We start from the raw sequence: 23,349 nt of genomic DNA on the forward strand, positions 1-23,349 counted from the left end.
TCACGTGAGTCATTTGCCGATGCAAAATTCCGAGAATATGATGTCGAGTAATTGTTCGACATCCACATGGCCCGTTATTCGGCCAAGCTCCTCGGCAGCCGAACGTAAACACTCGGCTCGTATATCAAGTTGCGAAACCTCTAAAGCTTCTACAAGGAAATTGGAAGCTCTTTCGAGCAGTTGCGCATGGCGAATACGCCCTGGCCTGAGCTCGGCGATGGACTGCCAACGGCTTGCGACCAGACTTCCTATGGCGGATTTCAGATCATCGAGCCCTTGACCCGTTTTGGCCGATATCAACAATGTTGCGCTATCATCACCTTGACGAAAATCGATATCCGCCTTGGAGCGAACAAACCATACCGGCACATCGGGCAGGTTCTCTTCAGAACTCTCAGACTGTTCGACATCACTCAGGAAAAGAACAAGATCAGCGCGATCAGCAACTGCGCGCGCGCGCCTGATACCTTCCTTTTCAACGATATCATTCGTCTCGCGAATACCAGCAGTATCAAAAAAACGAACCAGGTATCCGTCAATATCCAGATCAACCGTCAGAACATCGCGGGTCGTTCCGGCGATTTCGGTAACAATGGCGACGTCCCGGCCAGCCAATGCATTCAGGAGACTGGATTTCCCGACATTCGGTGCACCCATTATGGCGACATGATAGCCGTCGCGAACAATCTCGGACGATCTTGTCGCTACAAGCTGGGCGTCGATCTGCGTCTTAATATCCCTGATTTTTGGCCATATGCTGTCGGATACGGACCCGGGAATATCCTCCTCGTCTGCAAAATCGAGCTCGGCCTCGATCATCGCCCGTGCATGAGTAAGATCCTTTGCCCATTGCCGATATACCGCAGACAGGCCGCCTTCGCTTTGCTCTATCGCCAGACGGCGTTGCATCTCCGTCTCTGCTCGCAGCAGATCGGACAGACCTTCGGCTTCGACCAGATCGAGCTTTCCATTCTCCAGAGCACGTCTTGAGAATTCTCCGGCCTCGGCCAGCCGTAGTCCCATCATTTCCAGGAGATTATAGGTGGCGGATACGACTGCACGGCTTCCGTGAAGATGGAGTTCGACACAGTCTTCGCCGGTAAATGAACGCGGGCCCGGAAAGGTTATAACCAGACCGCGATCGATAATCGTCCCGTCTGGGGCCTTAACCGCTCTGTAGAGAGCCTGTCGGTGTTGTCCGACCGCGCCGACCAGTTTTTCCGTTGTTTCCAGAGCTTTTGAACCGCTCAAACGGATCACTGCCAAACCTGCCGGCAGCGATCCGCTTGATAGCGCAAAAATAGTATCGTCAGCCCGCATCGTCTGAGATCTCACACGTGTGGCAGAATCCGGCTAAGGATTAGGTGTTCATCGATTCGAAGAAGTCGCCGTTGTTCTTGGTCTGCTTCAATTTATCGATAAGGAATTCGATCGCATCGGTGGTGCCCATCGGCGCCAAAATACGGCGGAGCACGAAGATCTTCTGAAGATCCTGACGCGGAACGAGCAGGTCTTCCTTACGGGTACCCGACTTGAGGATATCCATGGCCGGGAAGATACGCTTGTCAGCAACCTTACGATCGAGAACGATTTCCGAGTTACCCGTACCCTTGAATTCTTCGAAGATGACTTCGTCCATGCGGCTGCCCGTATCGATCAGGGCCGTCGCAATAATCGTCAGCGAACCGCCTTCTTCGATGTTTCGTGCAGCACCGAAGAAACGCTTCGGGCGCTGCAGGGCGTTAGCATCAACACCACCGGTCAGGACCTTGCCGGAAGACGGCACAACCGTGTTGTAGGCTCGGCCGAGACGGGTGATCGAATCGAGAAGGATAACGACGTCGCGACCGTGCTCGACCAGACGCTTTGCCTTTTCGATGACCATTTCCGCCACCTGAACGTGACGAACGGCAGGTTCGTCGAAGGTCGAGGAAACGACTTCACCCTTCACGGAACGCTGCATGTCCGTCACTTCTTCCGGACGTTCATCGATCAGAAGAACGATGAGATAACATTCCGGATGGTTGGCGGTGATCGAATGGGCAATGTTCTGCAATAGAACCGTTTTACCGGTACGCGGCGGTGCCACGATCAGGCCGCGCTGACCCTTGCCGAGCGGCGCCACCAGATCGATGACGCGCGCCGAATTGTCTTTCGACGTTGGGATATCGAGTTCCATCTTGAAGCGCTCATTGGGGTAGAGCGGTGTCAGATTGTCGAAGTGAACCTTGTGGCGGATCTTTTCCGGATCATCGAAATTGATCGTGTTGACCTTCAGAAGGGCGAAATAGCGCTCACCTTCCTTCGGACCACGGATCGGACCCTCGACCGTATCGCCGGTCTTCAGCGAAAAACGGCGGATCTGCGACGGTGAGATATAGATATCGTCCGGACCCGGCAGGTAGTTGGCGTTGGCGGAACGCAGGAAGCCGAAACCGTCCTGCAGAACCTCAACAACACCCTCACCGATGATCTCGACGTCCTGGCTGGCAAGAACCTTCAATATGGCGAACATCAACTCCTGCTTGCGCATGGTGCTGGCGTTCTCGACCTCCATCGATTCCGCGAAGGCCAGCAAATCGGTCGGAGATTTGCTCTTGAGTTCTTGAAGCTTCATTTCAGCCATGAAGGAAGGACCATTTCAATTTCGAGGGGAAGCCGTGTCGGTGGAATTCGTTCCCGCGGAGAAATCCGCAGACAGTGAACCTGCACACATGCACGAGAGAAGAGATGGCCGCGAAAATAGCGATTCCCCCCTCGTACCGCAAGGGGGGAATAACCGCAATTCTTTACACAGAACCGTCAGAACGGCTTTACGACAACGAAAATGACGATCGCGATCATCAGAACCGTCGGTATCTCGTTGACCAGACGCCAATAACGCGCCGTTTTGCGCGGCCCGTCCTTGGCAAATTGTTTGACGCTGCGTCCAAACATCACATGCACGATGGTCAGAAGCACGACCATGGCTATCTTTGCATGCAGCCAGCCGCCCTGAAATTCGTAAACACTCCAGGCCAGATACAGCCCCAAAATCCATGACAGCATCATCGCCGGGTTCATGATCACCCGATAGAGGCGCTGCTCCATCATCTTGAACGTTTCAGACTGGACGGAACCGATCAGGGCATCCGTGTGATAGATGAAAAGGCGCGGAAGATAGAGAAGGCCGGCCATCCAGGAGATGACGGCAATCACATGCAGCGCCTTGATCCAGAGGAAGAGATCATCCGGCCGCCAGAACAGAACTGCCAAAAGCAGAGCGACGAAAATGACAATCGCCGCAGCAGCACGACGCCTGGCCCGCCGGCCGGGTTTCTCGTCCGTCTGCAGCTCATGGCCACTCATAGACCGAAACTCCGGACCCTATCGACCAGCGCAGTCACATGATCCGGGTTGGCTTCAGGTGTGATCCCATGGCCCAGATTGAAGATCAGCGGCCCATTGCCGAGTGTCTGAAGTATCCGGTCGATCCCGTCATCAAGAGACTTTCCACCGGCGACAACGCGCATCGGATCGAGATTGCCCTGAACCGGTCCATCCTTCTGCAGTTCGGCCGCAAAGCTCAAAGGAACGGACCAATCGAGACCGATGGCGTCTGCACCTGTTTTCTGGCGATAGGTTTTCAGGTTGAAACCGGCGCCTTTCGCAAAGGCGATGATCTTGGCGCCCGGGCGTCGCGCACGAACCCCTTCAATGATCCTCGCCACCGGCGCAATGGCGAAGGCGGAAAACTCTTCTTCACCCAACACCCCAGCCCAGGAGTCGAAAATCTGTACAGCATCGGCGCCGGCATCAAGCTGACCAACGAGATAGTCGACCGAGATATCCGCCAGCTGCATCAGAAGCGAATGGAAGGCCTGAGGATGCCTGTAGGCAAACAGTCGGGCAGGAGCCTGGTCAGGCGTTCCCTTGCCGGCGATCATGTAGGTGGCGACCGTCCAAGGCGCGCCACAGAAGCCGAGAAGGGTCGTCTGGGATGGAAGCTCGCGACGCAGGCGAGTGACCGTTCCAAAGACAGGCTTCAGGTGGTCCATAACATTGGAAGCATCGAGCCTGTCGATACCGTCCGCATCGATTGGATCCATCTGCGGTCCGACACCTTCGAGAAAGCGAACATTCCTCTTCAGAGCATCAGGGATGACGAGGATATCGGAAAAGAGGATGGACGCATCAAAGCCATAACGCCGGATCGGCTGCAGCGTCACTTCCGCAGCCAATTCCGGATTATAACAGAGATCGAGAAAGCTCCCGGCCTGTGCACGGGTTGCCCGGTACTCCGGCAGATAACGCCCCGCCTGCCTCATCAGCCAGATCGGGGGAGGGGAGACGGTTTTCCCGTCGAGCACTTCGAGGATCGTTCGGCGCACGTCCGTCACTCAGGTCTCCTAAAATTAAATATCCTATATAAAGGATTCTTCTATTTCTTAGAGTCTGTGAGTAGCAAGGACTAATGACTTTGCCAGTGTTGTCCACTTCCAGCAAATTCAGGCCGACCATCCCTGGCTAATTTGGCGTGTTTTTCGGAAGGAAGTCTGAAATCTAAAAAATGTCTTTTATTTTCATAATCTTGGCTTGATTATGATTTTATGCAGGCCTGTGGATGACTTGTGAATTAACTGATAGCAGCGACGAATTGTCCACTGCATCCCGAATAGGCTCGAAAAGCTTTTCGTGCGATCGCCATTTGTGGATAAATCGGCGGTTATCAGATCGACCGAAGCGAGTTCGCGCCGTCGCGTCGGCCTCTCCCGGACTATCAACAGGGGAACAAGTTTAGCGTGGAGAACAGGAAAAATTTCTTCCATCTGCACCTCATTTCTGACTCAACGGGCGATACGCTCGTGTCAGCCGGTCGTGCAGCCGCGGTCCAGTTTACCAATGCTGTCCCTGTCGAGCATGTTTACCCGCTGATCAGAAATCGGCGACAGCTTTTGCCGGTTCTCGAAGAAATCGACGAGACGCCCGGTATCGTCATTTATACGATCATGGACGCGGAACTTGCCGCGCTGATCGAAACCCGTTGTCTTGAAATGGGGGTTCCGACAATCAACTTGCTTGAACCCGTCATGACAGTTTTCCAGAAATTCCTAGGCGCGCCATCGCACCGACGGGTCGGCGCCCAGCACATTCTCAATGCCGAATATTTTGCCCGCATCGAGGCCTTGAACTTTGCCATGGACCACGATGATGGGCAGTTGCCGGAGGATTACGATGATGCGGATGTCGTGATCATCGGTATCAGCAGAACCTCAAAAACACCGACAAGCATCTATCTTGCCAATCGCGGCATCAAGGCTGCCAACATTCCGATCGTGCCGGGTGTGGAATTGCCGTCGGCGCTTTTGAGCGCGACGCGGCCGGTCATTGTCGGTCTCGTTGCGACGACGGATAGAATTTCGCAGGTTCGGGAAAATCGTGAGCTCGGAAGCTCGGTTTCCTATGATCACGGACATTATATCGATCGGGCGGCGATCAACGAAGAACTTAAATATGCTCGTGCGCTGTGTACCCGGCACAACTGGCCGATTATCGATGTGACCCGCCGGTCTATCGAGGAGACGGCAGCGGCCATCGTTGCGCTAAGGCCGAGGCTGCGGTAAGGCGAATCCACACCCCAATCTTCAGGATCCGCTGTGACAGTTCCCCTTGTTCTTGCATCTTCCAGCCCATTCCGACGCATGTTGATGAACAATGCCGGACTGACATTCGAACATCAGGCTGCCGATATAGACGAACGGGAAATCGAGGCGGGTCTTACTGGCGCTGATCCGGAAAAGGTGGCGACTGTTCTCGCGGAGGAAAAAGCGAAAAACGTCTCCGCGGTGCGGCCGGGCAGTTTTGTCATCGGCTCCGATCAGACGATGTCGCTCGGAAAACGCATTTATCATAAGGCGGCAGACGCGGCGGAAGCCAAGGCGAACCTGCTATCCCTGTCCGGCAAGACCCATCGTCTCAACAGTGCCGTCGTGATTGTTCGCGATAGCGAGGTCGTCTGGGATCATGTCGGCCATGCCGATCTGACGATGAGAGAACTTTCTCCGGAATTCATCGAGCATTATATGAGCCGGACTGGTCCCGACGTGTTGAAAAGTGTCGGGTCCTATCAACTGGAAGGTGTTGGCATTCAGCTCTTCTCAAAAATCGACGGCGATTATTTTACGATCGTCGGATTGCCGATGTTGGCACTTTTGCAAAAATTGCGCGAACTGGGAGCGATCCATGGCTGATTCACGTGAAACGAAAGCGCGTGCCTTTGTGGCGGGTTTCCCTATCGGTCATTCCCGCTCGCCGCTCATTCACAATCATTGGATCGGGCAGTTCGCCCTCGATGGCTATTACGAAGCGCTGGAGATCGCGCCGGAAAATTTTGAAGCCTTCATCAAGGACCTGAAAAAGAGCGAGAGCCATCGCGGCGGCAATGTCACCATCCCGCATAAGGAAGCCGCTTATCGCCTTGCAGACAAACCGGATGAACTCGCAGAGGAACTTGGAGCATCCAACACGCTTTGGCTGGAAGATGGATTGATCCACGCGACCAATACCGACGGTCATGGATTTACAGCCAATCTCGATCATCATCGAGCCGGATGGGATAAGGTCGATACGGCAGTGATATTGGGTGCCGGCGGTGCCAGCCGATCGGTTATCCAGTCGCTGCGAAATCGCGGCATCAAGGAAATTCATGTCGTCAACCGAACTGTTGATCGTGCGCGTCAACTTGCAGATCATTTCGGGCCGACCATTCACGCCCAGCCGATGGGCGCGCTTTCGGAAGTGCTCAAAGGTGCCGGTTTGTTCGTCAACACCACATCGCTCGGCATGGATGGAACAGAGGCGATGGCAATCGACTTCACCCCGCTTGCCCAAAATGCCCTGGTTACGGATATCGTCTACGTGCCGCTGAAAACCAGTTTTCTGACCCAGGCGGAAAAACAGGGGTTCTCGACCGTCGATGGTTTGGGCATGCTACTTCATCAGGCCGTGCCCGGTTTCGAAAAATGGTTTGGCAGACGACCGAACGTGGACATGGCACTTCGTCAGCGCGTTATCGATGACATGGATCGCCACTGATGATCATCGTCGGTCTCACTGGTTCGATAGGAATGGGTAAAACGACGACCGCAAGATTTTTTGCGGATGAGGGGATTCCGGTCAACGATGCGGATGCCGTCGTCCATGATCTTTATAGATCCGATGCAGTGGAACCGGTCGAAAGAGAATTTCCGGGAAGTACAAAAGACGGTGCGGTTGATCGACAGGAGCTCTCAAGGCAACTCGCGTCGAGACCGGACGGCTTCAAGCGGCTCGAGGCAATTGTTCATCCGCTCGTGCGTGAACGGGAGCACCAGTTTCTCGATCGCCAGAAGGAGGCAGGTGCCGATATCGTGGTGCTCGATATCCCTCTTCTCTTCGAAAGCGGCCGGGTTAATGCGATGGATACTATCGTTGTCGTAACCAGCGACCCGGACATTCAGCGTGAACGGGTATTGGCGCGTCCGGCAATGACGGAAGAAAAGTTTCAGCTTATTCTGTCACGCCAGACGCCGGATCGGGAAAAACGCCAAAAAGCCGATTTTCTGGTCGATACCAGCAATGGAATGGATGCCGCGCGAGCCCGCGTTCAAGCCATCATCAAAAGCCTTCGGGCCGGAATATTGAGCGAGAAGACAGATGCGTGAGATCATTTTCGATACGGAAACCACGGGACTTGAATCCAAGGTCGACCGAGTGATCGAAATCGGCGGCATCGAGCTCGTTGACCATTTTCCGACCGGCCGCACCTTTCACAAATACATTTCGCCCGGTGATCGCAAGGTACATCCGGACGCATTGGCTGTGCATGGCCTGACGGACGAGTTTCTGAAGGACAAGCCGACCTTTGCAGAAATTGTCGCGGAGCTTCAGGAGTTTTTTCACGATGCGAAATGGATCGCCCATAACGCCAACTTCGATATCGGCTTCATCAATGCCGAATTCGAACGTCTCGCTATCCCGCCAGTCGAAAGCGAACAGGTTGTCGATACCCTGGCGATGGCACGTCGGAAACATCCGATGGGACCGAATTCGCTCGATGCGCTTTGCCGTCGTTATGGGATAGACAACTCGCATCGTACCAAGCATGGCGCCTTGCTCGACTCCGAACTTCTGGCCGAAGTTTATATCGAGATGATCGGCGGCCGGCAGACCGCGCTCGGGCTGGTCGAGGAAAAAAAGGTCGTCAGGGTGATTGAGGAAGATGACGATGGCGTCGTCTTCGATATCCCTCCGCGCTCACGACCGCTGCCATTGCGTTTGTCGGCGACAGATGTGGAAGATCATCAAAAGCTGATTGCCGCCATGGGCGACAAGGCGATCTGGAAGCGGTACCAATAAAAAAGCCCGGTTTGAGCCGGGCTTTTTCATATCGGGAATTTTATAAGGCTCAGCTGTCGAGAGCCTGAACCTTCGAGCGGGTCTGCTCTTCTGCAATGCGCTGCGTGAACATCTGCGCGAAATCGATTGGGTCGATCATCAGCGGCGGGAAGCCACCGTTGCGGGTCACGTCGGCAATGACCTGACGGGCAAACGGGAAGAGCAAGCGCGGGCACTCGATGAAGAGAACCGGCAGCATGTGTTCCTGCGGGAAGCCGGTGATGCGGAATACGCCGCCATAAACCAGTTCTGCCGCGAAGACGACCTTGTCACCGTCCATGGCCTGAGCGTTCAGTGTCAGAACAACGTCGAAATCGGAATCCGACAGCGGGTTCGCATTGACGTTCACATTGATGTTGATCGCCGGTGCGGTGTCGCGAGCCTGCAAGGAACGCGGTGCGCCTGGATTTTCGAAGGACAGATCCTTCGTATATTGCGCAAGGATGCTGAGCGACGGATTGGAAGCCTGGGTCTCTGTTTCGTTTGCCATTGGAATTCCTCGCGGCTTTTGACTGTGAGGCCGTCTAACATTTCAGTTTAATGCTTACAACCCTGCGGCATGGGGCTGCGCGTGATCAGTCCTTGCGGTTATCCGGATCCGACCAGGGAGAAGACGGATTTGGACCGCGGGTGAAATCGTTTTCGTCCAGGTCGAGCACATTCGGTTTATCCGACTGCCGCGCATCTTCACGACTGCCCGACCGATAGGAAGCGGATGTACCGTGGGCGGTTCGCATGACGACCACCCGTTTTCCGATCAGCGACCAGATGAAATGGCGGACCGGCGGAATGAAGAGAAGCAGGCCTATGATGTCGGTAAAAAAGCCGGGCAGGATAAGAAGGATGCCGGCGATGACGACCATTGCGCCGCTCACGAGCGACTTGCCTGGCAGTCTTCCTTCCTGGCTTTCGCGGTTTGCTTCCCGCAAGACGCCCATGCCTTCTACCCGGAGCAGGATCGCACCGACGAAGGAGGTCAGGATGACGAGCGCCAGTGTCGGCCACAAACCGATGGCATTGCCGACCAGAACAAAACCGGCAATTTCGATCAGTGGCAGACCGAGAAACATGATCGGCAGAAGAATGAGGGGCATCGTGCCGTATTTCCTGTCTTTTTTGGCAGGCCGTATTTCCGGCTGCACATTTGAATGATTGGCAGTTGCGGACTATATGTGAAAGTCAGCCAACAATTTAAATGATCACTGCGGGTGAAGATGGGCGCGAACGATTTTATTACACTGTTTTTTCTGGTCGCTGCAGTGCTGATTTTTCTGCAGCTTCGCAGCGTTCTTGGTCGCCGTACCGGCCATGAAAAGCCGCCAGTCGATCCGTTTTCGGCACGTGATACGGCAAAACCCGCTGCTGACGATGGTAAGGTTGTGACTTTGCCGCGTCGCGATCAGGTCGATGAGGAACAGCGCTGGGCTGATGTCGATGCATTTGCCAAGCCCGGCACCGAACTTAACACGCAGATTCGCGAACTTGTTCAGGCAGATCCGAGCTTCAGTCCCAAGGAATTCGTCAAAGGCGCCGGCATGGCCTATGAAATGATCGTGATGGCATTTGCCGATGGCGATCGAAAAACCTTGAAGGGCCTGCTTTCTAAAGAAGTCTTTGACGGCTTCGACGCGGCCATTTCCGAGCGCGAAGCGCGTGGTGAAGTGGTAAAGTCGAGCTTTGTCGGTATCGACAAGGCAGATATCGTCAACGCAGTCGTCAAGGATTCCGAAGCCCAGATCACCATCCGTATCGTCAGCCACCTGATTTCCGCGACCTATGACAAGGCCGGAGCGGTTGTCGATGGTGAAGCTGATGCTGTTGCCGAAGTCACCGACATCTGGACCTTCGCGCGTGACACCCGCTCGCGTGATCCGAACTGGAAGCTGATCGCCACCGAATCCGAACAATGAGCAAGATCGACTACGTTCTGACGCCAACGACCTTTTCTGATCTCGTCGGCTGGGACGAAGATGATCCGTCGCCACTGTTTTCAGCAATGCGTGACTGTCTCGATCACATCGAGGCAGTCAAACCATATCGCCCGGGCTCATTGGGGCTGACGACAGATGACCTGTTGCCGCTGTTGAAAGCGGCGGCAGGTTTTTCATTATCCGGCCCGGACGCTGCTCGACATTTCTTTGAAGAACAGTGCATACCGTTGATGATCCGGCGGCGGTATGAAAAACCTGGTTTCGTGACCGGCTTTTTTGAACCCGAGGTGGATGTTTCCGATCATCCGGACGAGATTTACCGGTATCCGTTTTATCGCCGTCCGTCAGATTTGATCGATATCGATGATGGCAACCGTCCGTCCTCCATTGATCCCTCCTATGTTTTTGCCAGATCGCGGGATGGCAGGATCGACCTCTATCCGGATCGCGGTGAAATCGACCGCGGATATCTGCAAGGACAGGGGCTGGAAATCGCCTGGGCCAAATCCAAGGTCGATGTGTTTTTTACGCATGTTCAGGGCGCCGCCAGGCTGAAGTATCGCGATGGGCACGTCGAGCGCATTACTTATGCAGCCAAGGCCGGTCACGTCTTTTCTGCGATCGGCCGTTTGTTGATCGATCGCGGGGAGATCGATTCAGCGACCGTTTCCATGCAGACCATTCGTGACTGGCTGTTGGAGAATCCGGCTAAGGTTGATGAAGTTCTCTGGCATAACCGATCCTACATATTTTTTCGGAAGGCGCCGGTTGCCGGGCTCGATCAGGGACCGATCGCCGCCGCCAAGGTGCCGCTGGTGGCCGGACGTTCGCTGGCAGTCGATCGGCTGATCCACACCTTTGGTTTTCCGTTTTTCATTCGCTCGCAAACCCTGACACATCTTGATGCGGGCAAACCCTTCGCCCGCACCATGCTTGCCCTTGATACCGGTTCAGCGATTGTGGGCCCGGCGCGCGGGGATATTTTTACAGGCTCCGGTTACGATGCAGGCGAGCAGGCCGGCGTGATCAAGCATCCGGCAGATTTCTATATCCTTGTTCCGAAGGCTGCTGCGTCAAGGTTTGTGTCATGAAGGGCGACCGCAAGCTCAGCACCGAAGACCGCATCCTATGGGGTAAGGTTGCTCGTTCTGCCAAACCCATGCCGGGGCGGCTGGAAGATCTGCTGAAATTCGAAGTGCTTTTTGTAGAGCCTGTCGAAGATATGCAGGACAAAAAGCCATCTGCTACATTCAGCGGCAAAAATCCGGTACAGCCGGACCCGTCGCCAAAACCTGTCCAGCCGGATCGGAAGACCCACCATCCGCTTGAAAAGCCGGTCAAACGAAAGCTGGCGCGAGGACATCTGGCGTTGGAAGCACGCATTGACCTCCATGGCCTTATCCAAAGCGACGCGCATGGCATTCTTCTGGATTTCCTGCTGCGAGCTCATGATCGTGGCCTGCGGCATGTTCTGGTGATCACGGGCAAGGGAAGCTCGTTTGGCAGCGAAGGCGCCTTGAAACGTGCCGTTCCCTTCTGGTTTTCCAAGCCGGAATTCCGTTTCCTGATCTCATCCTATGAGCCGGCAGCCCGTCAGCATGGTGGGGAAGGCGCTCTTTATGTTCGTCTCAGCCGCCGGGCCGGGAGCGGCGCATGACGCCATTTGGGAAAGCACTGCGTGAACTGCGTTTGCGTAAGGGCGTCAAGCAGGCTGAGATGGCCGCGGCAATAGGGGTATCTGCTGCCTATCTGTCGGCGCTGGAACACGGCCATCGTGGCAAGCCGAGCTTCGATTTCCTCCAACGTGTTGCCGGCTATTTCAACATCATCTGGGATGAGGCCGAAGAGCTTTTCATGCTGGCGGAGGCATCCGATCCGCGCGTGGTGATCGACACAAGCGACATGCCGCCGGAATATACGGCTTTCGCCAATCGGCTGGCCAAGGAGATTCGCTCTTTGTCGCCGGACATGCTAGAGAAACTCACGAAAGTTCTCGAAAGTGGCTGCCCTTCCGGTTGAAGCCACATAATCCCGGGTTAAATGCGCGGAAAACGGCTCCACGCTTTGGAAATCCGCCCGGATTTCTTATATTCAGTGGCACGAAATACGGTGATTCGCCAGATTGCCGCACCACGTTAATTGGAAAGATCATTGATGAGCGAAACACCCGTCAACGACAGCGGCGCGAGTTCTGAATACGGCGCGGATTCGATCAAGGTCCTCAAGGGACTCGACGCCGTGCGCAAGCGCCCCGGCATGTATATCGGTGATACCGATGACGGGTCCGGTCTGCATCACATGGTCTATGAAGTTGTCGATAACGCCATTGATGAAGCGCTGGCCGGTCACGCAGATATCGTAACCGTCACGCTCAATGCCGATGGTTCTGTCAGCGTCACCGATAACGGCCGCGGCATCCCGACGGATATCCATAAGGAAGAAGGCGTCTCCGCAGCCGAAGTCATCATGACTCAGCTGCATGCAGGCGGAAAATTCGACCAGAATTCCTACAAGGTATCCGGTGGTCTGCACGGCGTTGGTGTTTCGGTCGTCAACGCGCTGTCTGTCTGGCTGAAGCTGAAGATCCGTCGCAATGGCAAGGTCCATGAAATCGGCTTTACCCACGGTGTCGCTGACGCGCCGCTGAAGGTCATTGGTGACTACGAAGGTCGCTCCGGTACGGAAGTGACCTTCCTTGCCAGCCCGGAAACCTTCACCATGACGGAATTTGATTACAACACGCTCGAGCACCGTCTGCGTGAACTGGCTTTCCTGAACTCCGGGGTCAGAATCCGGCTCACCGACAAGCGCAAGTCTGACATACGCGAAGAAGAGATGGTCTATGACGGCGGTCTGGAAGCCTTCGTCCAGTATCTCGACCGTGCCAAGAAGCCGCTGGTCGAAAAGCCGGTTGCCATCAAGGGTGAGAAAGACGGCATCACCGTCGAAGTCGCTATGTGGTGGAACGACAGCTACCACGAAAACGTGCTCTGCTTCACCAACAATATCCCGCAGCGCGATGGCGGCACGCATATGGCCGGCTTCCGCGGTGCGTTGACGCGCCAGGTCACCTCCTACGCGGATACATCTGGCATCACCAAAAAGGAAAAGGTGACGCTGCAGGGTGAAGACTGCCGCGAAGGCCTGACTGCCGTCCTGTCGGTAAAGGTGCCGGATCCAAAATTCTCGTCGCAGACAAAGGACAAGCTCGTTTCTTCCGAAGTCCGTCCGGTTGTCGAAAGCCTCGTCAATGAAGCGCTGAGCACCTGGTTCGAAGAACATCCAGCTGACGCGAAAATTCTGGTTGGCAAGGTCGTTGAGGCCGCCGTTGCGCGTGAAGCAGCTCGCAAGGCGCGTGAACTGACCCGCCGTAAAGGTGCATTGGATATCGCATCGCTGCCGGGCAAGCTGGCAGACTGCTCGGAACGTGATCCGGCAAAGTCCGAAGTCTTTCTCGTTGAGGGTGACTCCGCAGGCGGCTCTGCCAAGCAGGGTCGCTCGCGTGAAAACCAGGCGATCCTTCCGCTGCGCGGCAAGATCCTCAATGTCGAGCGCGCGCGTTTCGACAAGATGTTGTCCAGCCAGGAAATCGGCACGCTGATTACTGCGCTCGGCACGTCAATTGGTAAGGACGAGTTCAACGCCGATAAGCTGCGTTATCACAAGATCATCATCATGACGGACGCTGACGTTGACGGCGCCCATATTCGTACCCTGCTTCTGACCTTCTTCTTCCGCCAGATGCCGGAACTGATCGAACGTGGGCATATCTATATTGCCCAGCCGCCGCTCTATAAGGTCAGCCGTGGCAAATCCGTCCAGTATCTGAAGGATGAAAAGGCGCTGGAAGAATACCTTATCAGCATGGGTCTCGAAGAGGCCCGGCTGACCCTGGAATCCGGCGAAGTACGTGTTGGCGCTGACCTACGCGAAGTCATTCAGGATGCTCTGCGATTGCGTTCGCTCGTTGATGGTCTGCACTCGCGTTACAATCGCTCGATCATCGAACAGGCTGCCATTGCCGGCGCTCTTAATCCGGAACTGACCGATAATCGCGAGCGTGCGCAGCAGACGGCTGATGAGGTTGCGCGTCGTCTTGATGTTATCGCCGAGGAAACCGAGCGCGGCTGGACTGGTCATGTGACCAGCGAGGGCGGCCTTCGTTTCGAACGGATGGTCCGTGGCGTGAAAGAAGTGGCGTTTCTTGATAACGCACTGATCGGTTCTGCGGATGCCCGTCATATCGATCAGATGAAGCAGCGTCTTCACGACATCTATGCGGCGCCACCGGTCTTGGCGCGCAAAGAGGGAACACTCGATGTTTCGGGCCCACGGGCGCTGCTCGATGCTATTTTTGCATCCGGTCGTCGCGGCCTATCGATGCAGCGTTATAAAGGCCTTGGCGAAATGAACGCCGAACAGCTTTGGGAAACGACGCTCGATCCGAACGTCCGCTCATTGCTTCAAGTAAAGGTCCCGGACGCGACTGATGCAGATGGCCTGTTCTCCCGCCTAATGGGTGACGAGGTCGAGCCACGTCGCGAGTTCATTCAGGACAATGCGCTAAGCGTCGCGAACCTCGATATCTAAAAAGTTAAAAATGAGTGTTTCACGTGAATCTTTCCTGTGGGTGATTCACGTGAAACATTTTTATTTGCCGGCAAAATGGTTTCTGCCGGTGATGGTGCGCCTACCGCCGGATCGGTCAAAAACCTGTACGCTTGCCATTGATAGGCATGATCCGCAAAAGCTGATAAAGCTGGACTAAGCATCGTCCGGTCTGCAGCAAGACCGAGTGGCGCTCTGCGACATGTCAGAGGCAGCGTCAGAATGTTCTACCAGCTCTATGAATTGAACCATGCCGCGCTTGCACCATTGCGTGCAACGACCGAGGCAATGCGGGTCCTCTACAGCGATCCGGCCAATCCCGTTTCACAGACAGCCATGGGACGAACGCTGGCGGCGGGCCTCGAAGTGTTCGAGAGAATGACGCGTCGTTACGCTAAGCCGACATTCGATCTGCCGCAAACGGTGATTGATGGTGACACGGTTGATGTGACCGAAGAAATCATCTGGTCCAAGCCATTCTGCAATCTTCTGCATTTTCGCCGGGACCTGAAGCAGGGCAGGGCGGAGGATCCGAAAATTCTCCTCGTCGCGCCGATGTCCGGCCATTACGCCACCTTGTTGCGTGGAACGGTCGAAGCGCTTTTGCCGAGCGCGGAGGTCTACATCACCGACTGGATCGATGCGAGAACGGTGCCGGTGACGGAGGGTACATTCGATCTGGATGACTACATCGATTATGTCATCGAGATGCTGCAGGTCGTTGGCCCCAAGACCAATGTTGTTGCCGTCTGTCAGCCTTCTGTTCCCGTGCTGTCGGCAGTCGCGCTGATGGAAGCCGCAGGAGATGTCCTGGCACCGGCTTCGATCACCTTGATGGGCGGCCCGATCGATACCCGTATCAATCCCACCGCTGTTAACGCCATGGCGAAGGACCGTCCACTGAGCTGGTTCAAGGACAATGTCATCATGAGCGTGCCCTGGCCCCAGCCCGGATGCATGCGTCCGGTCTATCCCGGCTTCCTGCAATTGTCCGGCTTCATGTCGATGAACCTTGATCGCCACGTCACTGCACACAAGGAATTTTTCGAGCAGCTCGTTCAGAACGACGGCGAGTCTGCGGAACGGCATCGCGAGTTCTATGACGAATATCTGGCGGTGATGGATCTGACTGCCGAATTTTATCTGCAGACGGTCGACACCGTCTTCATCCGTCATGCACTGCCCAAGGGCGAGATGATGCATCGCGACAGGCCGGTCGACACGGCCGCAATCCGCAATGTTGCGCTGCTGACGGTAGAGGGAGAAAACGACGACATTTCCGGGCTGGGACAAACCGAGGCTAGCCACACGATTTGTCCGAACATACCGGACGCCAAGCGCATGCATTATGTGCAGCCCGATGTCGGCCATTACGGCGTTTTCAACGGTTCCCGTTTCCGCAAGGAAATCGCGCCGCGGATCATTGCATTTGCACGGGCGCATTCCCTGACAGGCGAAGGACAAGGGACCCAAAAGCCCGCCAGCCGTCGCAAATCCTCCTGAATTGTCATGGCCTTTGTCTTGAATGGAACTGCGGCATTTCCCAAATCGAATCCGGGCCGACATTCGGTCGGCCGTATTTGAGAGGAATACCGAAACATGACGCAGTCAGCACTGATCCGCCCGGACTGGACGCCGGCAACCATCGCGTTGATGGTTCTCGGTTTCATCGTCTTCTGGCCACTGGGCCTCGCCATGCTCGCCTATATCCTGTTTGGCGACAAACTCGGCCAGTTCAAACATTCCGCCAATGAAAAGGCGGATGGCATGTGTGCCGGTTTCCGCCGCGCACGCGGCCGTTACGATCGCCATTTCTCGACCGGCAATGTTGCCTTCGATGATTGGCGCCGTGCCGAACTCGAAAGGATCGAGGAGCAGCGCCGCAAGCTCGACGAGATGCGCGCCGAGTTCGACGAATACATGCGTGAGCTTCGCCGAGCCAAGGACCAGGAGGAATTCGACCGCTTCATGCGCGAGCGTGGTCCCGGAAGTTCTGGTCCCGGTTTTCCGGCCGCCAGTTGAACGAACAAAAAAATCGGCCGGCGCTTTTGAAGCGCCGGTTTTTTCTTGGGGCGCTGACCTCTCGAAGCTGCTAGAAGAGCCGAATGTTTCCCGCCCTCAAGAAACTGCTGCCCAAATCATTGCCCGAACCGCTTCGCCTGATAGAGCGAACCGTTCATGTCGGCGATCGCATAATGCCGCTGACGATCCGGGAAAATGTTCGGGCGACACGCATCACCTTGCGCATCGAGCCAGGTGGAAGAGCGCTGAAACTGACTGTTCCGACAGGGCTGAAACGGACGGAAGTCGATGCTTTTCTCGATCGCCATCAGGGCTGGCTTCTCACCAAGCTTGCAAAATTTCCCGTCTCCGGTGATTTACGTCCCGGTGGCACGATCTCGCTACGCGGCACTCCGCATCGGATCGTGCATACCGGCAGCTTGCGCGGCGTCACCGAAGCGCTGATTGTCGATGGAGAGCCGGTTCTGCGGGTTGGTGGGCTGGAGGATCATCTCGGCCGCCGTATCGCTGCCTTTCTCAAGAAGGAAGCCCGGCGTGATCTCGAACCTCTTGTCGCTCGTCATGCGGCGCAGGTCTGCAAGCCGGTTCGCGCGATCACCATGAAGGATACACGCAGCCGCTGGGGTTCGTGTTCGTGGGACGGTAATCTGAGTTTTTCCTGGCGTATCGTCATGGCGCCGCCCGGTGTCATTGACTATCTGGCCGCGCATGAGGTCGCCCATCTCAGAGAAATGAACCATGGTCCAAAATTCTGGGCGCTGTGTCACAGTCTATGCCCGGATATGGAAGCGGCCCGCAAATGGCTCAAGCAGCATGGTTCGCAGCTTCATGCCATTGACTTCACCTGAATTCAGCAAGGGTGAATAAGTCGATTTGGCTCGACTCACACGGCTTTTCGTGGCAATCCGCGCCAATGGTTCCCGATATCAAGATTTGCGGACTGAAGACACCGGAGGCGGTTGATCGTGCGATTGAGCGCGGTGCGACCTATATCGGCTTCATCTTTTTCGAAAAAAGCCCACGACATATTGAGCCGATGGACGCCGGCGCTCTCGCCGACCGCGTCCGTGGCAGGGTGAAGATCGTTGCCGTCACCGTCGATGCCGACAACGAAATGCTTGAAGAGATCATCGCCTTCGTAAAGCCGGACATTCTCCAACTCCATGGTCATGAGAGCCCCGAGCGGGTTTTGAACATCAAGGCCGTGTTCGGTCTCCCGGTCATGAAGGCATTTTCTATCCGCACGGCGGACGATCTGAGAAAGCTTGAGGCCTATGATGGTCTTGCCGATCGCTTTTTGCTGGATGCCAAGGCGCCCGCCGGATCCGAACTGCCGGGGGGAAACGGTGTCTCCTTCGATTGGAAACTGCTGACTGCGCTTGACGATGGCGTGGATTACATGCTTTCCGGTGGATTGAACAAGGATAATGTCGGCCAGGCGCTGTCGGGTACGACAGCCAGCGGTATCGATATTTCCTCCGGAGTGGAAAGCGCGCCGGGGGTCAAGGACCTGCAAATGATGGATACGTTTTTCGACGCGATTGCGCAGGCGCGATCGGCCGAAGAAACGGATCGCAAGGAGTAGACTGTGAACCAGGCGGCGACACCAAACTCATTCCGGTCCGGTCCGGACGAAGACGGACGTTTTGGCATCTATGGCGGCCGTTTTGTCGCCGAAACCCTGATGCCTCTCATTCTCGATCTGCAGAGTGAATGGGACAAGGCAAAGACCGATCCGGAATTCCAGGCGGAACTTGCATCGCTCGGCGCACACTACATCGGTCGTCCGAGCCCGCTTTATTTCGCCGAACGTCTGACGGAAGAACTCGGCGGCGCAAAGATCTATTTCAAGCGCGAAGAGTTGAACCACACGGGTTCGCACAAGATCAACAACTGCATTGGCCAGATCCTGCTGGCCAAGCGCATGGGCAAGACCCGCATCATCGCCGAGACCGGCGCCGGCCAGCATGGCGTGGCATCCGCCACCGTTGCCGCCCGTTTCGGTTTCCCCTGCGTCGTTTACATGGGCGCGACAGATGTCGAACGTCAGGCCCCGAACGTTTTCCGCATGCGCCTGCTCGGCGCTGAAGTCGTTCCGGTCACGGCTGGCAATGGTACCCTCAAGGATGCGATGAACGAGGCCCTGCGTGACTGGGTCACCAATGTCGATGACACCTATTACCTGATCGGCACAGCCGCCGGCCCGCATCCTTATCCGGAAATGGTTCGCGACTTCCAGGCCGTCATCGGCACGGAAGCGCGCCAGCAGATTCTGGAAGCCGAAGGCCGTCTGCCGGACGTCGTTATCGCTGCTGTTGGCGGCGGATCGAACGCAATCGGCATTTTTCATCCCTTCCTCGATGATCCAAGCGTCAAGATTGTCGGCGTCGAAGCCGGCGGCAAGGGTCTCGATGGCGAAGAGCATTGCGCTTCGATCACGGCCGGCTCGCCGGGCGTCCTGCACGGCAACCGCACTTACCTGCTGCAGGATGGCGACGGCCAGATCAAGGAAGGCCATTCCGTTTCGGCCGGTCTCGATTATCCGGGTATCGGCCCTGAGCACAGCTGGCTGGCGGATACCGGTCGCGCCGAATATGTGCCGATCATGGACCACGAAGCGCTCGAAGCTTTCCAGACGCTGACCCGTCTCGAAGGCATCATTCCAGCACTTGAACCGAGCCATGCGCTGGCCGAAGTCATCAAGCGCGCTCCCAAAATGGGCAAGGACGAGATCATTCTGATGAACCTGTCTGGCCGTGGCGACAAGGACATCTTCACTGTCGCCAAGATACTCGGAATGGAGGTCTGACATGACCGCGCGTATGGACACTCGTTTCGCGGCTCTGAAGGCTGAAGGCCGCCCGGCGCTGATCACCTATTTCATGGGCGGTGATCCGGATTTCGACACCTCGCTCGCCATCATGAAGGCGCTTCCGGGTGCTGGCGCCGATGTCATCGAACTCGGCATGCCGTTTTCCGATCCGATGGCCGATGGCCCGGCCATCCAGCTTGCTGGCCAGCGCGCTCTGAAAGCCGGCCAGACCTTGGCGAAAACGCTCGAACTGGCAAAGCTTTTCCGCGAGACGGACAACGATACGCCGATCGTTCTGATGGGCTATTACAATCCCATCTACATCTACGGCGTTGAAAAGTTTCTGGACGATGCGCTGGCCTGCGGCATCGACGGCCTGATCGTTGTCGATCTTCCGGCCGAGATGGATGATGAACTCTGCATCCCGGCACTGGAAAAGGGCATCAACTTCATCCGTCTCGCAACGCCGACGACGGATGACAAGCGCCTGCCAAAGGTTCTGAAAAACTCGTCCGGCTTTGTCTATTACGTGTCGATGAACGGCATTACCGGTTCGGCCCTGCCGGATCCGTCGCTGGTTTCGGGCGCCGTCAATCGCATCAAGAGCCACACGGATCTGCCCGTTTGCGTCGGTTTCGGCGTCAAGACGGCGGACCATGCAAAGGCGATCGGCGCTGCGGCTGATGGTGTCGTTGTTGGTACTGCGATTGTTGCGCAGGTTGCCGGCAGTCTTTCCAAGGACGGTGCCGCAACAGCCGATACCGTTTCAGCAGTTGCAACTTTTGTCCGTGGCCTTGCGACCGGCGTTCATGCCGCGCGCCTTGTTGCCGCCGAATAATAATCCCACATTATACGTGGTTTCCAATCGGGAGAATGCCCAGTGAACTGGATCACCAACTATGTCCGGCCGCGGATCAACTCCATGCTCGGCCGTCGCGAAGTTCCGGAAAACCTCTGGATCAAGTGCCCCGAGACCGGCGAAATGGTCTTCCATAAAGATCTCGAGGACAACAAGTGGGTCATTCCCGCTTCCGGTTTCCATATGAAGATGCCTGCCAAGGCGCGCCTTGCGGATCTTTTCGATGGCGGTGTCTTCGAATCCCTGCCGCAGCCGAAGGTCGCTCAGGATCCGCTGAAATTCCGCGACTCCAAGAAATATGCCGATCGCCTGAGAGACAGCCGCCTGAAGACCGAGCAGGAAGATACCATTCTGTCCGGCCTGGGACTCGTGCAGGGCGTCAAGCTTGTGGCCGTTGTCCATGAATTCAACTTCATCGGCGGTTCGCTCGGCATGGCAGCAGGCGAAGCGATCGTCAAGGCCTGCGAACGTGCTCTGGCAGAACGTTGCCCACTCGTGATCTTTCCGGCCTCGGGTGGTGCCCGCATGCAGGAAGGCATCCTGTCGCTGATGCAGCTGCCGCGCACGACCGTTGCCGTTGATATGCTGAAGGAAGCCGGCCTTCCTTACATCGTCGTTCTGACCAATCCGACCACCGGTGGCGTTACCGCATCCTATGCGATGCTCGGTGATGTCCATATCGCTGAGCCGGGTGCGGAAATCGGTTTTGCAGGCAAGCGCGTGATCGAACAGACGCTGCGCGAAAAACTGCCGGAAGGTTTTCAGACGGCTGAATATCTGTTGGAACACGGCATGGTCGACATGGTCGTCAATCGTCATGATATTCCGACGACGCTGGCACAAGTCCTGCGCATCCTGATGAAGCAACCGGTGACGGAAGCGGAACCTCTCGCCAAGACGGCTTGAGGCGAGAATATGAGGCGGGTGGAATGACGGCGATGACGGAACCGGCGCCGAGTGAGGCAGCCAAGGAAATCGAGCGGCTGATGACGCTTCATCCCAAGGGCTTCGATATGTCCCTGGACCGCGTCCTGCGGGTGCTCGACGTGCTTGGCAATCCGCATCTGAAATTGCCGAAAGTCATCCACGTCGCCGGCACCAATGGCAAGGGGTCGGTCACGGCCTTTTGCCGGGCATTGCTGGAAGCCGGCGGTCATGCCGTCCACGTCCATACCTCGCCGCATCTCGTCAACTGGCACGAGCGTTATCGCATCGGTGTCAAAGGCGGCCGTGGCGAACTCGTGGATGATGCCGTGTTTGCGGATGCGCTGCGGCGCGTGGGCGAAGCCAATGGTGGCCAGCACATTACCGTGTTCGAAATCCTCACTGCCGTCGGTTTTCTGATCTTTTCGGAAATTCCAGCCGATGCGGTCATTCTCGAAGTCGGTATGGGTGGTCGTTTCGATTCCACCAATGTCGTTCCAGACCCGGCTGTCTCGATCATCATGCCGATCTCGCTCGATCATCAGGCCTATCTCGGCGATCGTGTCGAGCTGATTGCCGCGGAAAAAGCCGGCATCATGAAAAAGGGACGCCCGGTCGTGATCGGGCAACAGGAATATGATGCGGCCCTGGATGTTCTTGTGTCGACTGCCGACCGCCTTTCCTGCCCTGTGACCGTCTACAGTCAGGATTATTCGGCGCATGAAGAATTCGGCCGACTGGTTTATCAGGACGAGTTCGGCCTTGCCGATCTGCCTTTGCCGCGTCTCCTCGGCCGCCATCAATATGCCAATGCGGCAGCAGCCATACGTGCCGTCAAGGCTGCCGGTTTTGCGGTGACCGAGGGCATGATGGAAAAGGCCATGGAAACGGTCGAGTGGGCTGGCCGCCTGCAGCGGCTCGCCGAAGGCGAACTTCTGCAATACGCCCCACCCGGTTCGGAAATCTGGGTCGATGGCGGGCACAATCCTGGTGCGGGCGAAGTTATCGCCGAAGCAATGGCCAGTTTTGAAGAACGTCAGGCACGGCCGCTTTATCTGATCACCGGCATGATCAATACCAAGGAGCCGGTCGGTTATTTTCGCGCCTTCGCCGATATCGCCGAATACGTCTTCACCGTACCTATCCGCGATTCCGAATCGATGATCGATCCGGTCATTCTTGCTCATTCGGCATTTGATGCAGGTCTGGTGGCTGAACCGTCGCTCAGCGTTGCAGATGCCCTGAAAGAGATTGCCGAGCGTCATATGCCGGAGGATGCCGCACCTCGAATCCTGATCGGCGGCTCGCTATACCTTGCGGGAACTGTCCTTCGCGATAATGGCACAGCGCCAAAATGAAAAAAGCCCGGTCTCGCAACCGGGCTTTTCGATATCAATCATGGACAAATGATCAGCTTGCACTGGAAATCCAGCTGGACAATGCCGTCTTAGGAGCAGCGCCAACCTTGATATCGGCCACTTCGCCACCCTTGAACATGGCGAGGGTCGGGATCGAGCGGACGCCGAACTGTGCTGCCAGTTCCGGGTTCTCGTCGATGTTCAGCTTGGCGATCTTGACCTTACCGGCAAGCTCGGAGGCGATTTCCTCGAGGCTCGGGCCGATCATCTTGCACGGACCGCACCATTCCGCCCAAAAGTCCACAACGACGGGCTGGGTGGAATCCAGAACTTCGGTCTGGAAGTTGGACATGTCTACTTTGACGGTAGCCATAGGGCTCTCCTTTAAATTCGCGTTGGTGCAAATGTGCGCGTTGGCCT

The 23,349-nt window shown here is 56.2% G+C and carries 25 protein-coding genes; 18 read left to right on the forward strand and 7 right to left on the reverse strand.

Annotated elements, in window-relative coordinates; translation table 11 throughout:
- Positions 1 to 9 precede the first annotated feature (9 nt).
- The 4 genes from mnmE to hemE form a co-directional block, all read right to left on the reverse strand.
- Positions 10 to 1,320, reverse strand: coding sequence for a tRNA uridine-5-carboxymethylaminomethyl(34) synthesis GTPase MnmE (mnmE, locus tag J2T09_RS19860; protein ID WP_306837719.1), 1,311 nt, complete (start codon positions 1,318 to 1,320; stop codon positions 10 to 12).
- 40 nt (positions 1,321 to 1,360) lie between these two features.
- Positions 1,361 to 2,626 carry a transcription termination factor Rho gene (rho, locus tag J2T09_RS19865; RefSeq protein ID WP_112730558.1) on the reverse strand — a complete coding sequence of 422 codons (1,266 nt, stop codon included), beginning with the start codon at positions 2,624 to 2,626 and terminating at the stop codon, positions 1,361 to 1,363.
- A gap of 176 nt (positions 2,627 to 2,802) precedes the next feature.
- On the reverse strand, positions 2,803 to 3,348 hold the full coding sequence (gene hemJ, locus J2T09_RS19870; protein WP_306837720.1) for a protoporphyrinogen oxidase HemJ: 546 nt from the start codon (positions 3,346 to 3,348) through the stop codon (positions 2,803 to 2,805).
- Complete coding sequence (gene hemE / locus J2T09_RS19875) at positions 3,345 to 4,379, reverse strand: uroporphyrinogen decarboxylase (protein WP_306837721.1); 1,035 nt, start codon at positions 4,377 to 4,379, stop codon at positions 3,345 to 3,347. The genes hemJ and hemE overlap by 4 nt, the downstream gene beginning before the upstream one ends.
- Positions 4,380 to 4,781: 402 nt before the next feature.
- Here hemE and J2T09_RS19880 point away from each other — a divergent pair, with 402 nt between their 5' ends.
- The 5 genes from J2T09_RS19880 to dnaQ are packed head-to-tail and all read left to right on the forward strand — an operon-like array spanning position 4,782 to position 8,376.
- Positions 4,782 to 5,603, forward strand: coding sequence for a pyruvate, water dikinase regulatory protein (locus J2T09_RS19880; RefSeq protein WP_306837722.1), 822 nt, complete (start codon positions 4,782 to 4,784; stop codon positions 5,601 to 5,603).
- A 33-nt stretch (positions 5,604 to 5,636) separates the two neighbouring features.
- The gene (locus J2T09_RS19885; protein ID WP_306837723.1) at positions 5,637 to 6,230 is read left to right on the forward strand and encodes a Maf-like protein; all 594 of its coding nucleotides are present in this window, start codon (positions 5,637 to 5,639) and stop codon (positions 6,228 to 6,230) included.
- Entirely contained in the window at positions 6,223 to 7,074 is an 852-nt protein-coding gene (locus tag J2T09_RS19890) for a shikimate dehydrogenase (RefSeq protein WP_306837724.1), read from the forward strand. The genes J2T09_RS19885 and J2T09_RS19890 overlap by 8 nt, the downstream gene beginning before the upstream one ends.
- Entirely contained in the window at positions 7,074 to 7,682 is a 609-nt protein-coding gene (gene coaE, locus J2T09_RS19895) for a dephospho-CoA kinase (protein WP_306837725.1), read from the forward strand. The genes J2T09_RS19890 and coaE overlap by 1 nt, the downstream gene beginning before the upstream one ends.
- Positions 7,675 to 8,376, forward strand: coding sequence for a DNA polymerase III subunit epsilon (gene dnaQ, locus J2T09_RS19900; protein WP_306837726.1), 702 nt, complete (start codon positions 7,675 to 7,677; stop codon positions 8,374 to 8,376). Before coaE ends, dnaQ begins: the two co-directional genes overlap by 8 nt.
- A 49-nt stretch (positions 8,377 to 8,425) precedes the next feature.
- Here the strand turns inward: dnaQ and secB are convergent, their stop codons facing one another.
- Positions 8,426 to 8,905 carry a protein-export chaperone SecB gene (gene secB, locus J2T09_RS19905; protein ID WP_306837727.1) on the reverse strand — a complete coding sequence of 160 codons (480 nt, stop codon included), beginning with the start codon at positions 8,903 to 8,905 and terminating at the stop codon, positions 8,426 to 8,428.
- 85 nt (positions 8,906 to 8,990) lie between these two features.
- Entirely contained in the window at positions 8,991 to 9,509 is a 519-nt protein-coding gene (locus J2T09_RS19910; protein ID WP_306837728.1) for an FxsA family protein, read from the reverse strand.
- A gap of 120 nt (positions 9,510 to 9,629) precedes the next feature.
- Here J2T09_RS19910 and J2T09_RS19915 point away from each other — a divergent pair, with 120 nt between their 5' ends.
- The 13 genes from J2T09_RS19915 to J2T09_RS19975 all read left to right on the forward strand — a co-directional run bounded on the left by J2T09_RS19915 (position 9,630) and on the right by J2T09_RS19975 (position 22,929).
- Positions 9,630 to 10,325, forward strand: coding sequence for a Tim44/TimA family putative adaptor protein (locus tag J2T09_RS19915; protein WP_306837729.1), 696 nt, complete (start codon positions 9,630 to 9,632; stop codon positions 10,323 to 10,325).
- A complete protein-coding gene (gene mltA, locus J2T09_RS19920; protein ID WP_306837730.1) occupies positions 10,322 to 11,437 on the forward strand; it encodes a murein transglycosylase A in 1,116 nt (371 codons plus the stop codon). The genes J2T09_RS19915 and mltA overlap by 4 nt, the downstream gene beginning before the upstream one ends.
- On the forward strand, positions 11,434 to 12,003 hold the full coding sequence (locus J2T09_RS19925) for a Smr/MutS family protein (protein WP_306837732.1): 570 nt from the start codon (positions 11,434 to 11,436) through the stop codon (positions 12,001 to 12,003). Before mltA ends, J2T09_RS19925 begins: the two co-directional genes overlap by 4 nt.
- On the forward strand, positions 12,000 to 12,365 hold the full coding sequence (locus tag J2T09_RS19930; RefSeq protein WP_306837734.1) for a helix-turn-helix domain-containing protein: 366 nt from the start codon (positions 12,000 to 12,002) through the stop codon (positions 12,363 to 12,365). The genes J2T09_RS19925 and J2T09_RS19930 overlap by 4 nt, the downstream gene beginning before the upstream one ends.
- Positions 12,366 to 12,500: 135 nt before the next feature.
- Positions 12,501 to 14,936, forward strand: coding sequence for a DNA topoisomerase (ATP-hydrolyzing) subunit B (gyrB, locus tag J2T09_RS19935; protein WP_306837737.1), 2,436 nt, complete (start codon positions 12,501 to 12,503; stop codon positions 14,934 to 14,936).
- 240 nt (positions 14,937 to 15,176) lie between these two features.
- Positions 15,177 to 16,457: a polyhydroxyalkanoate depolymerase gene (locus J2T09_RS19940; protein ID WP_306837739.1), complete on the forward strand. Its 1,281-nt coding sequence runs from the start codon at positions 15,177 to 15,179 to the stop codon at positions 16,455 to 16,457.
- A 96-nt stretch (positions 16,458 to 16,553) separates the two neighbouring features.
- The gene (locus J2T09_RS19945) at positions 16,554 to 16,976 is read left to right on the forward strand and encodes a DUF2852 domain-containing protein (protein WP_306837740.1); all 423 of its coding nucleotides are present in this window, start codon (positions 16,554 to 16,556) and stop codon (positions 16,974 to 16,976) included.
- 83 nt (positions 16,977 to 17,059) lie between these two features.
- Entirely contained in the window at positions 17,060 to 17,824 is a 765-nt protein-coding gene (locus J2T09_RS19950) for a M48 family metallopeptidase (RefSeq protein ID WP_306837742.1), read from the forward strand.
- 65 nt (positions 17,825 to 17,889) lie between these two features.
- Positions 17,890 to 18,561, forward strand: coding sequence for a phosphoribosylanthranilate isomerase (locus J2T09_RS19955; protein ID WP_306837744.1), 672 nt, complete (start codon positions 17,890 to 17,892; stop codon positions 18,559 to 18,561).
- A 3-nt stretch (positions 18,562 to 18,564) separates the two neighbouring features.
- Positions 18,565 to 19,785 carry a tryptophan synthase subunit beta gene (gene trpB, locus J2T09_RS19960; protein WP_306837745.1) on the forward strand — a complete coding sequence of 407 codons (1,221 nt, stop codon included), beginning with the start codon at positions 18,565 to 18,567 and terminating at the stop codon, positions 19,783 to 19,785.
- Position 19,786: 1 nt separating this feature from the next.
- The gene (gene trpA / locus J2T09_RS19965; protein ID WP_306837747.1) at positions 19,787 to 20,626 is read left to right on the forward strand and encodes a tryptophan synthase subunit alpha; all 840 of its coding nucleotides are present in this window, start codon (positions 19,787 to 19,789) and stop codon (positions 20,624 to 20,626) included.
- Positions 20,627 to 20,668: 42 nt separating this feature from the next.
- Positions 20,669 to 21,553: an acetyl-CoA carboxylase, carboxyltransferase subunit beta gene (accD, locus tag J2T09_RS19970; protein WP_306837749.1), complete on the forward strand. Its 885-nt coding sequence runs from the start codon at positions 20,669 to 20,671 to the stop codon at positions 21,551 to 21,553.
- 23 nt (positions 21,554 to 21,576) lie between these two features.
- Positions 21,577 to 22,929: a bifunctional folylpolyglutamate synthase/dihydrofolate synthase gene (locus J2T09_RS19975; protein ID WP_306837750.1), complete on the forward strand. Its 1,353-nt coding sequence runs from the start codon at positions 21,577 to 21,579 to the stop codon at positions 22,927 to 22,929.
- Positions 22,930 to 22,981: 52 nt separating this feature from the next.
- On the opposite strand, the gene trxA is transcribed toward J2T09_RS19975, so the two are convergent.
- Positions 22,982 to 23,302: a thioredoxin gene (gene trxA / locus J2T09_RS19980; RefSeq protein WP_306837751.1), complete on the reverse strand. Its 321-nt coding sequence runs from the start codon at positions 23,300 to 23,302 to the stop codon at positions 22,982 to 22,984.
- Positions 23,303 to 23,349 lie beyond the last annotated feature (47 nt).

The sequence above is a fragment of the Neorhizobium huautlense genome (assembly GCF_030811685.1).
GTDB lineage: Bacteria > Pseudomonadota > Alphaproteobacteria > Rhizobiales > Rhizobiaceae > Neorhizobium > Neorhizobium huautlense_A.